Annotated in this window: 14 protein-coding genes; all 14 read left to right on the top strand. The window is 71.6% G+C overall.

Annotation, left to right across the window (positions count from 1 at the left end; genetic code table 11):
• Positions 1-78: 78 nt before the first annotated feature.
• A complete protein-coding gene (locus AB0B72_RS31065) occupies positions 79-1422 on the top strand; it encodes a formimidoylglutamate deiminase (protein ID WP_367742801.1) in 1344 nt (447 codons plus the stop codon).
• Positions 1423-1480: 58 nt separating this feature from the next.
• Positions 1481-2644: an imidazolonepropionase gene (hutI, locus tag AB0B72_RS31060; protein ID WP_367742800.1), complete on the top strand. Its 1164-nt coding sequence runs from the start codon at positions 1481-1483 to the stop codon at positions 2642-2644.
• Between the two features lie 209 nt (positions 2645-2853).
• Positions 2854-3786: an RNA polymerase sigma factor RpoD/SigA gene (locus AB0B72_RS31055; protein ID WP_367742799.1), complete on the top strand. Its 933-nt coding sequence runs from the start codon at positions 2854-2856 to the stop codon at positions 3784-3786.
• 274 nt (positions 3787-4060) lie between these two features.
• Positions 4061-5404, top strand: coding sequence for an ammonium transporter (locus tag AB0B72_RS31050; protein WP_367742897.1), 1344 nt, complete (start codon positions 4061-4063; stop codon positions 5402-5404).
• A complete protein-coding gene (locus AB0B72_RS31045; protein ID WP_367742798.1) occupies positions 5401-5739 on the top strand; it encodes a P-II family nitrogen regulator in 339 nt (112 codons plus the stop codon). The genes AB0B72_RS31050 and AB0B72_RS31045 overlap by 4 nt, the downstream gene beginning before the upstream one ends.
• Positions 5740-5743: 4 nt before the next feature.
• A complete protein-coding gene (locus AB0B72_RS31040) occupies positions 5744-8056 on the top strand; it encodes a [protein-PII] uridylyltransferase (protein ID WP_367742797.1) in 2313 nt (770 codons plus the stop codon).
• 259 nt (positions 8057-8315) lie between these two features.
• Complete coding sequence (locus tag AB0B72_RS31035; protein WP_367742796.1) at positions 8316-11417, top strand: nitrate- and nitrite sensing domain-containing protein; 3102 nt, start codon at positions 8316-8318, stop codon at positions 11415-11417.
• 5 nt (positions 11418-11422) lie between these two features.
• Entirely contained in the window at positions 11423-11833 is a 411-nt protein-coding gene (locus AB0B72_RS31030; RefSeq protein ID WP_367742896.1) for a roadblock/LC7 domain-containing protein, read from the top strand.
• Positions 11834-11851: 18 nt separating this feature from the next.
• Positions 11852-12211 (top strand): DUF742 domain-containing protein, encoded by a 360-nt coding sequence (locus tag AB0B72_RS31025; RefSeq protein WP_367742795.1) that lies wholly within the window; start codon positions 11852-11854, stop codon positions 12209-12211.
• Positions 12212-12218: 7 nt separating this feature from the next.
• A complete protein-coding gene (locus tag AB0B72_RS31020; protein WP_367742895.1) occupies positions 12219-12776 on the top strand; it encodes an ATP/GTP-binding protein in 558 nt (185 codons plus the stop codon).
• 299 nt (positions 12777-13075) lie between these two features.
• The gene (locus AB0B72_RS31015; RefSeq protein WP_367742794.1) at positions 13076-16393 is read left to right on the top strand and encodes a nitrate- and nitrite sensing domain-containing protein; all 3318 of its coding nucleotides are present in this window, start codon (positions 13076-13078) and stop codon (positions 16391-16393) included.
• Positions 16394-16398: 5 nt separating this feature from the next.
• Entirely contained in the window at positions 16399-16812 is a 414-nt protein-coding gene (locus tag AB0B72_RS31010; protein WP_367742894.1) for a roadblock/LC7 domain-containing protein, read from the top strand.
• 102 nt (positions 16813-16914) lie between these two features.
• A complete protein-coding gene (locus AB0B72_RS31005) occupies positions 16915-17355 on the top strand; it encodes a DUF742 domain-containing protein (protein ID WP_367742792.1) in 441 nt (146 codons plus the stop codon).
• A 7-nt stretch (positions 17356-17362) separates the two neighbouring features.
• Positions 17363-17579: ATP/GTP-binding protein (locus tag AB0B72_RS31000; RefSeq protein WP_367742893.1), on the top strand; the 217-nt coding region annotated here is incomplete at its 3' end.

Raw genomic sequence — 17579 nt, 5'->3', positions numbered from 1 at the left:
GCGAGACCCGCTGAGAAGGCGAAGACGCAGGCGGACGCCTAAAGTGGCGGTCACCGCCGCACCGCACGTGGAGGACCCGTGGACGTGACCTACTGGTGCGAGATGGTCTGGCTGCCGCCCGGCGAGGTGGTGGAGAGCGTCGCCATCCAGGTCGAGGGCCGGCGGATCGGGGAGATCCGCCCCGGCGTCCCCGCCCCCGCCGGAGCGGTGCGGTTGGCCGGGCTGACGCTGCCCGGGATGGCCGACGGCCACTCGCACGCCTTCCACCGGGCCCTGCGCGGGCACACCCAGACCGGGCGCGGCAGCTTCTGGACCTGGCGCGAGCAGATGTACGGCGTGGCCGCCGGGCTCGACCCCGACGGCTACCTCGCACTGGCCACCGCCGCGTACGCGGAGATGGCGCTGGCCGGGGTGACCTGCGTCGGGGAGTTCCACTACCTGCACCACGCCCCGGGCGGCGTGCCGTACGCCGACCCGAACGCCATGGGCCACGCGCTGATCGAGGCGGCCAGGCGGGCCGGGGTGCGCATCGCCCTGCTCGACACCTGCTACCTGACGGGCGGCGTCGGCGACGCCCTCGTGGGCACCCAGCTGCGCTTCGGGGACGGGGACGCCGACCGGTGGGCGGCGCGGGCGGACGAGCTGGCCCGGGCGTACCAGAAGGACGAGGACGTGGAGATCGGCGCCGCCATCCACTCGGTGCGGGCGGTGCCGCCGGAGCAGATGCACGCCGTCGTCGAGTTCGCCCACCGGCATGCCGCCCCCCTGCACGCGCACGTCTCAGAACAGCGCGCCGAGAACGAGGCCTGCGTGGAGGCCTACGCCGCAACGCCCGTCCAGCTGCTGCACGAGCGGGGCGCCCTCGGCCCGCGCTCCACCGCCGTCCACGCCACCCACCTGTCCGACGTCGACATCGCCCTGCTCGGCGGGTCGACGACACACGTGTGCATGTGCCCGACCACCGAGCGGGATCTCGCGGACGGCATCGGCCCCGCCCGCAGGCTCCTGGACGCCGGCTCGGCGATCACCCTCGGCTCCGACAGCCACGCCGTGGGCGACCTGCTGGAGGAGGCCCGCGCGGTGGAGCTCGACGAGCGGCTGGCCACAGGTGAGCGCGGGCACTGGCGGGCGGCCGAGCTGCTCCACGCGGCCACGGCCGCCGGGCACGCGTCGCTCGGCCACCCCGACGGCGGGTGCCTCGTGCCGGGCGCGTGGGCCGACCTCGTCTCCGTGCGCCTCGACTCGGTGCGCACGGCCGGCGCGACGAAGGACTCGGCGGTCGAGTCGGTGATCTTCGCGGGGACGGCGGCCGACGTCCACTCCGTGGTCTCGGGCGGCCGCCGCGTCGTGGCCGACGGGCGGCACGCGCTCGGGGACGTCGGCGCCCTGCTGCGTGACGCGATCGCCCGCGTCCGAGGGTGACCGCCCGGCAGATGATCGGTGGTTTGCGCGGCATGCGCACGGGCGAGGATGAGGAAGCGTGAGGCCGAGCGGCAGGACATCAACGGTTTTCGTCGGGATCGGGCTGCTTTTCACGGCAGATCCACAGCGAGAGGAGATCGAGGACGCGGCCCTGCTCGCCGAGGACGGGGTCGTCCGCTGGATCGGGCGCTCGGCCGACGCGCCGCCGGCCGACGAGCGGGTCGACGTGGAGGGGCGGGCCGTCGTCCCCGGCTTCGTCGACAGCCATGCCCACCTGGTGTTCGCGGGGGACCGCACGGCCGAGTTCGCCGCCCGCATGGCGGGGGAGGCCTACTCCGCGGGGGGCATCCGCACGACGGTCGCCGCCACCCGGCGGGCCACCATCCCCGAGCTGGTCTCCAACACGGCCGCCCTGGTGTCGGAGATGGCCGTGCAGGGCACCACGACGTTCGAGATCAAGAGCGGCTACGGCCTCACGGTGGAGGACGAGCGGCGCAGCCTGGAGATCGCCTGCCAGTTCACCCCGGAGACCACCTATCTGGGCGCTCACGTGGTGCCGCCGGAGATGACGGCCGACGACTACGTGAGCATGGTCACCGGGCCCATGCTCGACGCCTGCGCCCCCTACGCCAAGTGGGTGGACGTGTTCTGCGAGCGCGGCGCGTTCGACGAGGACCAGAGCCGCGAGGTGCTCATGGCGGGCGTCAAGGCGGGGCTGCGGGCCAGGGTTCACGCCAACCAGCTCGGCGAGGGGCCCGGCGTGCGGCTCGCCTGCGAGATGCGGGCGGCGTCGGCCGACCACTGCACGCACCTCAGCGACGCCGACGTGGACGCGCTCGCCTGCGCCGGCGTGGTCGCCACCCTGCTTCCCGGGGCCGAGTTCTCCACCCGCTCGCCGTATCCCGACGCGCGGCGGCTGCTGGACGCAGGAGTCACCGTCGCGCTGGCCACCGACTGCAACCCGGGCACGTCGTTCACCACGTCGATGGCCTTCTGCGTCGCCCTCGCCGTACGGGAGATGCGGATGACCCCGGCCGAGGCCCTCCGGGCGGCGACGCTCGGCGGCGCGCGTGCGCTGCGCCGCTCCGACGTCGGCGTGCTCCGCCCGGGGAACTCGGCGGACCTGGTCGTCCTGGACGCGCCGTCCTACGTCCACCTCGCCTACCGCCCGGGCGTACCACTGGTGGCGCAGGTGTGGCGGGAGGGCCTCCGGGTCGTCTGACCGCCTTTTCGAAATGGCCCGCATCCTCCTTGGGGAGGAAACCAAAACCATTCTCCGGTCGTATTAGTTGAGGGAATCTTTGCCCTGGACGGACCGTTGATCGAGTCAGGACCGGCGAGCCGGAAGCCGTGCCCAGCACGGCGTACGGGCACGGGGAAGCCGATCAAACATATGCATATCGCGGGCGGCGGGAACGAGGTGCCATTCGGATGGCGACGGGGAATCGGACGCAGGACCAGCACGTCTCTGACCGGGACCTGCTGGGCACATACCTGGCTGAGATCGGACGAGTCCCGCTCCTGACCGCGGAGCAGGAGGTCGAGCTCGCCAAGCGGATCGAGGCCGGCCTGTTCGCCGAGACCCTGCTGGACGGCGGGCTGCCCGAGCCGAAGGTGGGCGACGCCACCGACGAGGAGCTCGAGCGCCTGGCGGTCTCCGGGCGGCGCGCCAAGGACGAGTTCATCCAGGCCAACCTGCGCCTGGTGGTGGCCGTGGCGAGGAAGTACTCCGGGCGGGGGATGCCGCTGATCGACCTCGTGCAGGAGGGAAACCTCGGCCTTGTCCGGGCGGTCGAGAAGTTCGACTACCGGCGGGGCTACAAGTTCTCGACGTACGCCACCTGGTGGATCCGGCAGTCGGTGGGGCGTTCGATCCACGAGCAGGCGCGCCCGGTACGGCTGCCCACGCACGCGGGGGAGCAGATGACCCGGCTCATGCGGGTCCGCAGGGACATGCTGGCCGAGTTCGACACCGAGCCGACCGACGCCGACCTGGCCGAGGTGCTGGACCTGCCGATCGAGCGGGTGCAGGAGCTGCGCCGGTGGGCCTCCGACCCGGTCTCGCTCCAGCTCGGTGTCGGCGACGAGGACGAGACCGAGCTGGGTGACATGATCGCCGACGAGACGTGGGCGGACCCGGAGCAGCAGGCGCTGGCCACGCTGGAGAAGGAGCGCCTGGAGAAGTGGCTGACCCGGCTGGAGGGCCAGATCCGGGACATGCTGCGCTGGCGTTACGGCCTGGTGGACGGACGGGAGCACACGCTCACCGAGGTGGGGGAGCGCTACGGCATCGGCCGCGACCGCGCCCGCCGCATCGAGCGCGACGCCCTGCTGCGCCTGCGGAAGATGGCCAGCGCCGCCTGACGGCGTATCGGCCGTAACATTTGTCACAACGCGCACCTCTTCGGGGTGCGCGTTTTATCTGGGTGCGAGCCATCCGAAACTCGGCGGAAACATGCGCGGCGGGAGTTTCACACCTGTGAAACACGCAGCGTCGTGTCCTGAAACGGCGGAAGAACACGCTGTCGCCAACGTCAGTGCGCCAGACCGGCCACCTCCCGCAGATGGGGCGAGGCCCCGGACGAAGCCACTGCGCAGTGATAACGGGCCACACGCCGATTGTAAGAAGGAGGGCCGTATCGTGATCGATACCGGCACCACCGCCTGGATGATCACAGCCACCGCGCTGGTGCTGTTGATGACCCCGGGCCTCGCGTTCTTCTACGGGGGCATGACCAGGGCGAAGAGCGTCCTGAACATGATGATGATGTCGTTCGTCAGCATCATCACTGTGACCATCGCCTGGGTCCTCTACGGACACTCGCTCGCTTTCGGGGTCGCGGGCAACGACACGGTCAACAAATTCGTCGGCGGACTCGACAACATCGGCCTGAAGGGCCTGTTCAACACCGCCTACACAGGTCTCATCGTCGACAAGGCCGGCGACGCCTCCACGATCGCCGACAACTTCCCCAACCTTGTCTTCTCAGCCTTCGAGCTGACGTTCGCGATCATCACGGTGGCATTGATCAGCGGCGCCATCGCCGACCGCGCCAAGTTCGGCGCCTGGGTGGTCTTCTCCATCGTCTGGGCGACCGTGGTCTACTTCCCCGTGGCCCACTGGGTCTGGGGCGGCGGCTGGCTGTTCAGCCTCGGCATCGAGGACTTCGCCGGTGGAACGGTCGTGCACATCAACGCGGGAGCGGCGGGCCTCGCCCTCGCCCTTGTCCTGGGCAAGCGGACCGGCTGGCGCAAGGACCCGATGCGTCCGCACAACCTGACCCTCGTCCTCCTCGGCGCCGGCCTGCTGTGGTTCGGCTGGTTCGGCTTCAACGCCGGATCCGAGCTCGCCGTCGACCAGACCACGGGTCTGGCGTTCATGAACACCCAGGTCGCGACGGCCGCCGCCGCCGGCGCCTGGATCCTCGTCGAGAAATTCCGCGACAGCCACTCCACCTCCCTCGGTGTCGCCTCCGGCGCCGTCGCCGGTCTCGTCGCGGTCACCCCGGCGGCCGGGTTCGTGGACCCCTGGGTCGCCGTCATCCTCGGCGCGGTCGCCGGCGCCATCTGCGCGTACGCGGTGGGCCTGAAGTACAAGCTCGGCTTCGACGACTCCCTCGACGTGGTCGGCGTGCACCTGGTCGGCGGCGTCATCGGCGCCGTCTCCCTCGGCTTCATCGCCGCCTACCCCTTCCTTCCCCAGCAGAGCAAGGGCCTGTTCTACGGCGGAGACCTCAAGCAGCTCGGTCTCCAGCTCCTCGGCCCGGTCGCCGTCGGCGGCTACTCGTTCATCGTCACGTACATCATCGGTAAGATCATCGACAAGACGATGGGCTTCCGGCTCGCTCCGGAGAACGAGGTCACCGGCATCGACATCACCACCCACGCCGAGACCGGCTACGACCTCGGCACCATCCACTCCTCGGGAGTGACCTCCGTCAACGGGCCGGTCCCGGCTGAGGCGAAGAAGGTCGACGCATGAAACTCATCACGGCAATCATCAAGCCATTCAAGCTCGACGACGTGAAGGCCGCCCTGGAGCAGTTCGGCATCAAGGGCATGACGGTCTCCGAGGCCAGCGGGTACGGCCGCCAGCGCGGTCACACCGAGGTCTACCGCGGCGCCGAGTACCAGGTCGATCTGGTCCCCAAGGTCCGCGTCGAGGTGCTGGCCGAGGAGGACGACGCCGAGGACGTCATCGACGTCATCGTCAAGGCGGCCCAGACAGGCAAGATCGGCGACGGCAAGGTCTGGTCCATCCCCGTGGACACCGTGGTCAGGGTCCGCACCGGGGAGCGCGGCCCAGAGGCGCTGTAACCGGATGATGAGAGGGGAGGCTCGCTCGTTCGCCGCGGCTCGCAAGGACAGGGCCGCGGACATCGACAGGTGGCTCACCGACCTGTTCCGCACCGCGTCCGCGGGGCCATACGCCCGCGAGGGCCGGGGCGGACCGGGGACGAAGGGAGCCTTCCCGGATGAGCGCGGCGCCGCGGGTCCCAACGGGATCAGCGGTGTCGCCCTCGTCGCCGTCGGCAGCCTGGGGCGGGCGGAGCTCGCCCCGGGCAGCGACCTGGACCTGGTCCTGCTGCACAACGGCAGGGACGACGTCGGCCAGATCGCCGACCGCATCTGGTATCCCATCTGGGACTCCGGGATCGGCCTCGACCACTCGGTCCGCACGGTGGACGAGGCGGTCAAGGTCGCCCGGGAGGACCTCAAGGCCGTGCTCGGCCTGATCCAGGCCCGGCACGTGGTCGGCGACCCCGAGCTGACCAGGGCCGCCCGTGAGGCCGTGCTCGCCGAGTGGCGCGCCGACTCCCGGCGCAGGCTCGCCGAGCTGCGCACGGCCGCCGACAAGCGGGCCGAGTCCAACGGGGAGCTGGCCTTCCTCCTCGAACCCGACCTCAAGGACGCCCGGGGCGGGCTCCGCGACGTGCAGGCCATGCAGGCAGTGGCCGCCGCCTGGGTCGCCTCGGCCCCCGGCCCCCGCGTGCGGGAGGCCTACGAGCTGCTGCTGGACATCCGGCACGGCCTTCAACTGGTCACGGCGCGCGGCGCCGACCGCCTCGTCCTGCAGGAGCAGGACGCCGTGGCGGGCACGCTCGGGATGCTCGACGCCGAGGCGCTGATGCGGCGCCTGGCGGAGGCCGGCCGCACGATCTCCCACGCCTTCGACGCCACCTGGCGCACGGTCGACCGGCTGCTGACGGGCCCAGCCCCCAGGGGCAGGCGACCGCTGGCCGACGGCGTCGTCGAGCACGGGGGCGAGGTCGTGCTGGCCCGCGGCGTCAATCCCCGCAACGACCCGGCCCTGGTGCTGCGCGCGGCCGCGGCCGCCGCCGAGGCGGGGCTTCCCCTGGCCCCGGCCACCGTCTCCGCGCTGGCGGCCCAGTCGCCGCCGATGCCCGTGCCCTGGCCGGAGGAGGCCCGGGGCACGCTCGTCGCCCTGCTCGGCGCCGGGCGCGCCGCCGTGCCGGTGTGGGAGGAGCTCGACCAGGCCGGCGTCCTCGTGCGGCTGATCCCCGACTGGGAGCGCGTACGGCACCGCCCCCAGCGCAACCCGGTCCACCGCTTCACGGTCGACCGTCACCTGATCGAGACCGCCGCCGGTGCGGCCGCCTTCACCCGTGAGGTCTCGCGGCCCGACCTGCTGCTGATCTCGGCGCTCCTGCACGACATCGGCAAGGGATGGCCCGGCGACCACTCGACGACGGGCGAGGTCGTCGCGAGGGACATCGGCGCCCGCATCGGCCTGCCGCCGCCGGACGTGGAGATCCTCGCCACCGTCGTGCGGCACCACCTGCTGCTGCCGGAGACGGCCACCCGCCGCGACCTGGACGACCCCGTGACCATCTCCACGGTCGCCAAGGCCGTCGGGTCGCGCGAGGTCCTGGAGCTGCTGGCCGCGCTCGCCGTGGCCGACGGCAACGCCACCGGGCCCGCCGCCTGGAACGCCTGGAAGGCGTCGCTCGTGTCCGACCTGGTCCGCCGGGTCAGGTCGGTGCTGTCCGGCAGCTCGCCCGCGCCCGCGCCGGTCCTGTCGGCCGAGCAGGCGGCGCTCGCCCGGCACGGCGGCGGCGCCGTGCGGATCAACCGCAGCGCGGTCACCGTGGTCGCGCCGGACCGGCCGGGCCTGCTGTGGCGGGCCGCCGGGGTGCTCGCCGCCCACCGGATGGTGGTCCGGGCGGCCTCGGCCGCGTCCGCCGGCTCGACCGCCGTCATCGACTTCGTCGTCGTGCCCGAGTACGGCTCGCCCCCGGATCCTGCGACGCTCGAGGCCGACCTGCGCCTGGTCCTCGCCGGGCGGCTCGACATCGAGCAGCGGCTCGCCCGCCGGACGCGTTCGATGCGCCCGCCGCGGGTGCCCGTGGCGCCGCCCCGGGTCACGCTGGTGGACGACGCGTCCAACACCGCGACCGTCGTGGAGGTGCGCGCCCACGATCGGCCGGGACTCCTGTGGCGCATCGGACGGGCGTTCGGGGAGTGCGGCCTTGACGTGAGAGCGGCCCGCGTGGAGACTCTGGGCGCAGAAGCGGTGGATGTCTTCTATGTGGTGGATCGTACGGGCCGCCCCATTACGGATGAGCAGCAGCGGCTCCAGGTACGGGAGCACGTCCTCACCGCCCTGAGGTGATGTAGGCGACAGTCGCCTTACCTCTTGGTAACAATTGAGGTGCTGCGGTATGGGTCGGGCCGCTGTACTTGATGACCTTGTGGTCGAATTGTCCCCGCTTATATAGCTGTGTCACTTCATGCTGTCCAGACGCGTGAAGGCAAGCCGAAAGATGGCGGGGCCGGTGAGCATGGAGCAGTCGAGAACCGATAACCGCAGGCGGCCGAGTCGTCTCTCGCCGCGTACGTGGCGAGTCCCTACCCGGCTGACCGCACTGATCGTGGCCCCCACGCTCGTCGCCGTGCTCCTCGCGGCCGTTCGTGTCGTGGGCTCGGTCGACAGCCTCAACGGCTACCAGCGGACCAGGTCGGCGGCGGAGTACTCGGTCCACTTGAGGGACCTGGCGGAACAACTCGCGCTGGAACGCGACCTCATGGTGTGGGGCGCCAGCGGTCAGCGGAAATTCAACGTCGACGGGCAGACGGAGCTGACCCGGACCCAGCAGCGAGCGGTGGTCGACCCGCTGGTCGAGCAGGTGAAGGCCGACATCAAGAGCATCGACACCGCGTACGGAGCCCGTGCCGTCGAGCAGGCCGAGCAGGCCTCCCGCCGGATCGCGAGCCTGCGCGGCATCCGGGCCAACGGCGCGCCGGAGGACTACAGCGCGATCATCGCGAACATCCTGCGGCTGCACGACGAGCTCGGCAGCAGTGACGACGACCCCGAGATCGTCGGAAACGTCCGGGCGTTGGACGCCGTCGCTCACGCGAAGGAGGAGGCCGCCCTCCAGCGGTCGATGCTGACCCGGGAGCTCCTCGAGCGCAACCAGGTCTTTACCACCAACGAGCTCCAGGACTTCCTGGCCTCCCAGTCGCGTCAGCAGGGCTACCTGGCGACGTTCTACACCGAGGCCCCGCCGGCGGAGGCCAGCCGCCTGGTGACCCTGTTCGCCGACAAGAACGTGGTCGCCAGCGAGCTCACCAAGGCCTGGGCGCTCAACCTGGGCCTGCGCAACAAGTCCCTCAGCAGCTACCGCGCCAGGGACAAGACGGCCCAGGGGTGGTTCCAGGACAGCACCAAGGCGATCGAGCAGATGGCGGTCGTCGAGGGGCGCGTGTCGGGCTTCGTCCTGGACCGTGCCCGGCAGCTCCAGTCCGCCGAGCAGCGCAACGCCCTCATCGCCGGCGCGCTGATCCTCGCCCTGCTCCTGCTGGTCCTCGCGACCACCGTGCTCATCGCGCGGTCCATGGTCAGGCCGCTGCGCCGCCTGCGGGCCGAGGCCCTCGACATCGCCGGGCGCAGGCTGCCGGACATCGTTCGGCGGCTGCGCGAGTCGGACGACCCCGACCGGGAGTCTCAGGTGGAGCCCATCGCGGTGGGCAGTTACGACGAGATCGGGGAGGTCGCCCAGGCCTTCGACGAGGTCCACTCCCAGGCCGTACGCCTGGCGGCGGAGGAGTCCCGCCTGCGTTCCAACGTCAACGCGATGTTCGTGAACCTCTCCCGGCGCACCCAGACGCTGGTCGAGCGGCAGATCGCGCTGATCGACGGCCTGGAACGCGGCGAGGAGGACGGCTCCCGCCTGTCGGACCTGTTCAAGCTGGACCACCTCGCCACCCGCATGCGGCGCAACAGTGAGAACCTCCTGGTCCTCGCGGGCCACGAGCCGCCGCGCAAGCGCAGCCAGCCCGCCCGGCTGGTCGACGTGGTCCGCGCCTCCCTGTCGGAGGTCGAGGACTACGACCGCGTCGTGGTGCGCGTGCACCGCGGCGTCGCGATCGCCGGGCACGCCGCCAACGACGTGGTCCACCTGCTGGCCGAGCTGGTCGAGAACGCCATCGCGTTCTCGCCTCGCAGCACCAAGGTCGTGGTGTCCAGCAGCCCGGTCGAGGGGGGCGCCGTGATGCTCGGCGTCTCGGACGCCGGAATAGGCCTGTCGCCGGACGAGCTCGCCGACATCAACCGGCGTCTCGCCGAACCGCCGACGATCGACGTCTCCGTCTCCCGCCGGATGGGCCTGTTCGTGGTCGGCCGCCTCGCGCTGCGCCACGGCATCAGGGTCCAGCTCCGCCGGGGCGACGGCGCGGGCGTCATCGCCATGGTGCTGTTCCCCGCGCAGCTCGTCAGCAGCGCCGACCAGCCCGTGGCGGCCCGCCCGGCGGCGTCCACCCTCCAGCAGGCCCCGCAGCTGGGTGGGGGCCTGCCGGTCCGGCAGGCTTTCGGCGACCCGGTTCCCGCCCCCGCTGTCGTCGCCGCCACCGGCGGCTTCGAGCCCTGGGGCGCCGCACGCGACGCCGCCCCCAACGCGCTTCCGGGACGCCGGCCCTCTGGTGGGAACGTTGCAGGGCAGCCGGACATGAGCGAGCCCTTCTCCGCGTTCGGCGCGCCGCCGCCGCGGCACGCCTCGCAGCCCCTGGAGACCCCGCTGGCCGCGCCCGCCGCGCCCCCCGCGCCCCCCGCGCCCGCCGCGTCGGCCGATGCGGACACCTCCACCGGCTTCCCCGCGTTCACCGAGCATTCGGGCCCGCATCCGGTGGGCGGCCCCCCTGGGCCCCTGTCCGGCCCGCTGGACCCTCCCGCGGTGCCCCCGGCCTTCACGGGCCGTACGGCGTCGCAGGAGCCCTCCACCGACCCGCGGGGCTTCCGGCAGCTTCCACGGCGTGACGGCTACCCGGCGCCGGTCACCGGCCCCGCCTCGGACGCGTTCACGGGGAGCCCGCCGCTCGCGGGGAACCCCGGGTTCGGCGGCGACTCCGGGGCGTTCCCGGCCGCCGACGCGTCGGTCACCGGGCCGTTGCCCGTCGTGGACGACTCGCCGCTGGAGCGGGGTGACGAGTATCTGCCGATCTTCGCCTCGGTCGAGTCCGCCTGGTTCCGCCGGCCCACGCAGGCGGTTCCCGCCGCGCCGGCGGGCGACGGGGGACGGCCGCCGGGGCGTGCCGCGCCTCCGGCCGGGCCCGGCCCCGCGCCTGTGCCGGCCGCCGCATCGCCGGGCCCGTCCTCACCGGGCGGGCCGGCGGGACCGGCCGGCGGACCAGGCGGCGGACCAGGCGGCGGACCAGGCGGCGCATCAGGCGGTGGACCGGCTGCGGACAACGAGTGGCGGTCCAGCGCCGACAGCGGCTGGCAGGCCGCGGCCAGTGCGAAAGACCCCTCGCTCGGCGGTGTGACCGCGGCCGGCTTGCCGAAGCGGACGCCTAAGGCCAACCTGGTGCCCGGGTCTGTGGGGGCGCAGGGTCCGGTGGCGGCGCCGCGGCCCCCCGTGTCGGCCGACGCGGTGCGGAGCCGTCTTTCCAGCTTCCAGCAGGGTGTGAGGCGGGGCCGGGCCCAGGCGGCCGAGGGCTTCACCGAAGGGTCGGGCAATGAGGAGGAGGGCTCGTGAGTGAGCTGAGCGTGGAAGCACGCAGGTTCGACTGGCTGATCACCGAGTTCGTCGGCAGCACGCCTGGTGTCGCGCACGCGGTGGTCGTGTCGTCGGACGGCCTGCGGCTGGCCCAATCGGACGGCTTCCCGCCGGACCGCGCGGACCAGCTCGCGGCCGTCTCCGCCGGCCTGCTCAGTCTCACCGTCGGCGCCTCCCGGGTGTTCGAGGGTGGCTCGGTGACCCAGACGGTCGTCGAGATGCAGCGGGGGCTGCTGCTGGTCATGGCGATCAGCGACGGGTCCTGCCTGGCCGTGCTGGCCGCCTCCGACTGCGACATGGGCCTGGTGGCCTACCAGATGACCTTGCTGGTCGAGCGGGCCGGTCAGGTGCTCACCCCGGCGCTGCGCGCCGAGCTCCAGACGTCACGCCGATGACAGCCGCGGGAGAGGGGCATGCGCGGGCGTGACGGGACAGAGGACGAGCCTCTGTTCCGTCCGTACGCCGTCACCGGAGGGCGATCCGAGCCGCGTTACCACATGGCGATGGAAACCCTCGTATCATCGGTGACCTTGAAGAGCGATGATTATTCTCTGCTCACACCAGAGCAGGAATCGATCATGATGCTATGTCGTTCAGTACGATCGGTCGCGGAGATCTCGGCGCTGCTGCGGGTCCCGCTCGGCGTGGCCCGTGTGCTAGTCGCCGACATGGCCGACGAGGGTCTGGTCCGCCTGCACATGCCGCAGCTGAACCAGGGACAGCCAGACCTCAACCTGCTCGAAAGGGTGCTCAGTGGACTACGCAGGCTCTAGTCGTGGGCTGACCTCGACGAAGATCGTCGTGGCGGGCGGGTTCGGCGTCGGCAAGACGACCTTCGTCGGGGCCGTCTCCGAGATCCTCCCGCTGACGACGGAGGCGGTGATGACCGACGCCAGCGCCGGCATCGACGACCTCGGGCTCACGCCGAACAAGACGACCACCACGGTCGCCATGGACTTCGGCAGGCTCTCGCTGGACCAGGACCTGATCCTGTACCTGTTCGGTACGCCGGGTCAGCATCGGTTCTGGTTCATGTGGGACGACCTCGTCCGCGGCGCCATCGGCGCCGTGGTGCTCGTGGACAGCCGCCGGCTGGCGGACTGCTTCCCGGCCATCGACTACTTCGAAGAGGCCCAGCTGCCCTTCCTGGTCGCGATGAACGGCTGGGACGGGCAGTTCCTCCACTCGGAGGAGGAGGTCAGGGAGGCGCTCTCCCTGGCGCCGCAGGTGCCGGTCGTCCGTACCGGCGCCCGGTCCAGGGACGCCGTGAAGACGACGCTCATCAGTTTGGTGGAGTACGTCCTGACCGTGCGCGCCGCCTACGGCCGTAGCTTCTAGGACACCAACCCCCCGCGAGGGCGGCACCGTCAGGTGTCGTCCTCGCTTCGTCGTGGGAGCGCCTCGGCCCCGCCCTTGCCAGGCAGGCACAATTTGGTAATGATGGCGACCCGATATTTACGCAATTACCGCCATCGCTGTGCCTATATGTCTCGTTTGTCCTGCGGTGTTCGGTTGGCCTCCCTGGTGTGGGTGTGCTGCAATACCCTCGCCTGCAGGAAGTCTCTACTGTCACGCCCGCCACAGCTGTGATGAGACACTCCACCTGTGCGCACATACGGCGAGAGGTTGCGAAGCCTGTGAGGACACAAGACCCCCGGACTGAAGCGAGCCCCGGGACCGGGGTTCCGGCTGAGCAGGAACCCGACGAGGGAAGCCGCTTCCTCCTGCGCAACTGGCGCGTGCGCTCCCGGCTCGTGGCGCTGATCCTCATACCCACGGTGGCGGCCCTGCTGCTCGGCGGGCTGAGGGTGTCCACCTCGATCAGCACCGCCGCCGGCTATCAGCAGATCAACGACCTCGCCCGTCTGGTCGACCGCGTGGCGGGGCTCACCCAGGAGTTACAGGCCGAGCGCGACCGCGCGGCGTGGAACGCCACCATCGGCAGGCCGGCGAAGGCCACCGCCACAGTGACCACCCAGATCGGGCTGGTGGACAAGGCCGCCGCCCAGGTCAAGGACCTCGCCACCGACCTGCGGTCCAAGATCGGCACCAAGGCCGGCGACGAGGTCGATCACATCAAGGGCAAGCTCGACAGCCTTGAGCCGCTGCGCGCGCAGGCCGTGCGGGGCGAGCTCCTGCCGAGCGCGGTGCTGGAGCAGTACTCCCTCGTCATCGAGGACCTCCTCGCGCTCCAGGACGAACTGGCCAAGGGCACCCAGGACGACCAGCTCGCCGGCATGGCGGTGACGCTGTCCGCCCTCGCCAAGTCGAAGGAGGCGGCCTCGGTCCAGCGCGGGCTGCTCACCACGGTGCTGCCGGTGGGCCGCTTCGAGCAGGCCCAGCTGCAGGACTTCCTCGGCGCCGTCTCGGCCGAGGACCGCGAGCTGCGCGCCTTCCGCAAGAACGCGACCAGGGACGAGCGGGCCGACTACGACACCACCGTCTCCGGCGGCAAGGTGGACCAGGCCGAGTTCCTCCGCACACTCGTGCTCGACCGGGCCAACGCCGGCTTCAGCCTGAAGGGCCTCGACCAGACGGTCCGGGACGACACCCGCCAGTGGTTCGACACGATGACGCAGCCCATCAACCGGATGCGCTCGGTCGAGGCGAAGCTCACCACCGCCATCGTGAGCCGCAGCCAGACGCTCAAGGACGACGAGCAGCGCCGCGCCGTCATCGTCGCGGCGGCCGTCGCCATCCTGCTGATCGCCGTCCTCCTCATCACCACAGGCGTGGCCCGGTCGCTGGTGCGGCCGCTGCGCCGCCTGCGCAGCGAGGCGCTGGAGATCGCCGGGCACCGGCTGCCCGACACGGTCCAGCGGCTGCGTGAGGCCGGCGACACCGGAGAGACGCCCGTGATCGCCCCGATCGGCGTGGTCGCGCGGGACGAGATCGGGGAAGTGGCACGGGCCTTCGACGAGGTCCACCGCGAGGCCGTACGGCTGGCGGGCGACGAGGCGCGGCTGCGCAGCAACGTCAACGCCATGTTCGTGAACCTGTCGCGCCGGACCCAGACGCTGGTGGAGCGGCAGCTGTCGCTCATCGACGGCCTGGAGCAGGGCGAGCAGGACGAGCAGCGGCTCGGCAACCTGTTCAAGCTCGACCACCTGGCCACCCGCATGCGCCGCAACAGTGAGAACCTGCTGGTCCTCGCCGGCCAGGAGGCCGCGCGCCGCTGGGGCCAGCCGGTACCGATCGTCGACGTGGTCCGCGCCTCGCTGTCGGAGGTCGAGAGCTACGAGCGCGTCCAGCTCCAGGTGCAGCCGGGGGTGGCGGTCGCCGGCCAGTCGGTCAACGACGTCGTCCACCTGGTGGCCGAGCTGGTGGAGAACGCCATCTCGTTCTCCCCGCGGGAGACCAAGGTCATCGTGTCGAGCAACCGCATCGACGGCGGCGGCCTGATCATCTCGGTGAGCGACCAGGGCATCGGGATGACCGCCGAGGAGCTGGCCCAGGCCAACTACCGCCTCGCCAACCCCCCGGTCGTGGACGTCTCGGTGTCCCGCCGGATGGGCCTGTTCGTGGTCGGCCGCCTGGCCCTGCGCCACGGCATCCGCGTGCAGTTGCGCCAGCAGGACACCGGCGGCCTGACGGCCATGGTGCTGCTGCCCGAGGGCCTGCTGGCCGCGGGCGGCACGGCCTTCCCGAGCGTGCCCGGCATGCCGCAGCCCGAGCTGACCGGGCCCATGCCCGCCGTGGGCGCCGGGCCGCAGTTCGGCGCCCCGGCGTTCGGCACGCCGGCGCTGGCCAGCCCGACGCCGTTCGCGACCGCGCCGCGCAAGCCGGTGTTCGGCGCCGACGCCCCGGGTGTGGGCACCCCCAACGCCGACCCCTTCGAGCGCGGCCCGTTCGAGACGTTCCCGAGAGAGAACACGGGTCTGCAGCCCGATCCGTTCGCGCGCAACGCGTTCGATTCGGGTGGTTTCGATCAGGGCTTCGGTACGCCGCCGCCCGCGCAGCCGGATCCGTTCGCGCGCAACGCGTTCGATTCGGGTGGTTTCGATCAGGGCTTCGGTACGCCGCCGCCCGCGCAGCCGGATCCGTTCGCGCGCAACGCGTTCGATTCGGGTGGTTTCGATCAGGGCTTCGGTACGCCGCCGCCCGCGCAGCCGGATCCGTTCGCGCGTAACCCGTTCGACTCCGGCGGATTCGACCGCGGCTCCTTCGATGCCCCGTCCGAGGCCAAGCCGTTCGGCAGGCCGCCCTTCCAGCAGGACCCGTTCGAAAAGCCGCTGCCCGAGCGGGATCCGTTCGAGACCACGTCCTTCGACGTGAGCCCGTTCGACACCAACCCGTTCGACCGCGGGCGCCTCGGGGAGGCCCCGGTCGACACGCCGTGGCCCGGGCACCTGCCCGCGCCGGGAAGCAGCTCCTGGCCGGGCCCGTCCCAGGACGGCGGCGGCTGGCCCGGAACGCCGGGACGCGGCCCCTTCGACGGCGACGACAACACCGGCCCCCTTCCCGTCGTGCGGACCTCGCCCCTGGAGGCGGAGGAGGAGTTCTTGCCGATCTTCGCCGCGGTCGAGTCGGACTGGTTCAGGAAGGTCGACGGACCGGGGGAGCAGGGCGACTCCGACGGGGAGGCGCCGCAGGCCCGGACGTGGTCGTCGCCCGCGGACGCCGGGTGGCAGGCGGCGAAGGCGGCCAGCGAGCCGGCGCTCGGCGGAGTCACCTCCTCCGGCCTGCCGAAGCGGGTCCCCAAGGCCAACCTGGTGCCGGGCTCCGCGACGGCCGCCCCGGCCTCCCCCGATTCGGTCGCCGCCCCGGCGGCGCCGGCGACTCCGCCGCCCACGCTCTCACCCGAGCGCGTGCGCAGCAGGCTCTCCAGTTTCCAGCAGGGCATCCGGCAGGGGCGGGCGGTCGCCCGTGGAGAGGCCGGCGAGGACCAGGGATACCCCGGGGCGGCGCCGCTGGGCGATCCTCACGCCCAGGACACCGATAAGGAGAACTCATGAGGGAAATGAGCCAGGCCGCGCGCGGCATCAACTGGTTGATCACCGATTTCGTGAACAACGTGCCCGGCGTGGCGCACACGGTGGTGGTGTCGTCGGACGGTCTGCCGCTCGCCTATTCGGACGGTTTTCCCAAGGATCGGGCTGATCAGCTGGCGGCCGTGTCTGCCGGTTTGATCAGTTTGACGCAGGGCGCCTCCCGGGTGTTCGAGGGCGGCCCGGTGACCCAGACCGTGGTGGAGATGCAGCGGGGACTGCTGCTGATCATGTCGATCAGCGACGGCTCGTGTCTCACGGTGCTGGCCTCGGCCGACTCGGACATGGGCTTGGTGGCCTACCAGATGACGTTGCTGGTGGAGCGCGCCGGGCAGGTGCTGACCCCGGCGGTCCGCGCCGAACTGCAGGCGGCAAACCCCCGGTGACACGGCTCCGCCGGACCGGCGGGCCACAGACCGGGGGAGACGGCGAGGCGGCCGGCGGGCCGCTGACATCCGGAGCGAGCACGAGCAGGTCAGGAGGACGTCGTGGCAGGCGGCGGCTGGAACGGTGAGCCCTATCCGCCGGTGGACGACGCCCACCGGCAGCACGGCGGTACGGGCCCGGTCGCCCATGCCGCGGCGGCGCCTGAGCAAAGCTCCCTGGTGCGGCCCTACGCGGTGACCGGGGGGCGCACGGCTGCGCGCCTGCATCTGGCCATGGAGGCGCTCGTCTCCTCCGCCACCTCGATCCACCAGGACCTGTCCCTTCTCACCCCGGAGCGTCAGGCGATCTGCTCGCTGTGCCGTCAGGTGCGGTCGGTGGCCGAGGTGTCGGCGCTGCTGCGGATCCCGCTGGGTGTGGTGCGGGTGGTCATCTCCGACATGGCGGCCGAGGGGCTGGTGCACGTGCATCAGCCTCAGCTGGATGCGGGCAAGCCGGATCGGGACTTGCTGGAAAGGGTGCTCAGTGGACTTCGCAGGCTCTAGTCGTGGCCTGACCTCGACGAAGATCGTGGTCGCGGGGGGTTTCGGTGTCGGGAAGACCACCTTCGTGGGGGCGGTGTCGGAGATCGTCCCGTTGACGACGGAGGCGGTGATGACCGACGCCTCGGCGGGGATCGACGATCTGGGGTTGACGCCGAACAAGACGACGACGACGGTGGCGATGGACTTCGGCCGGGTGTCGCTGGATCAGGATCTGATTTTGTATC

This window comes from Microbispora sp. NPDC049125, from assembly GCF_040802045.1.
In the GTDB taxonomy this organism is placed as follows: domain Bacteria; phylum Actinomycetota; class Actinomycetes; order Streptosporangiales; family Streptosporangiaceae; genus Microbispora.
This window is presented reverse-complemented; position numbering and strand designations above follow the sequence as displayed.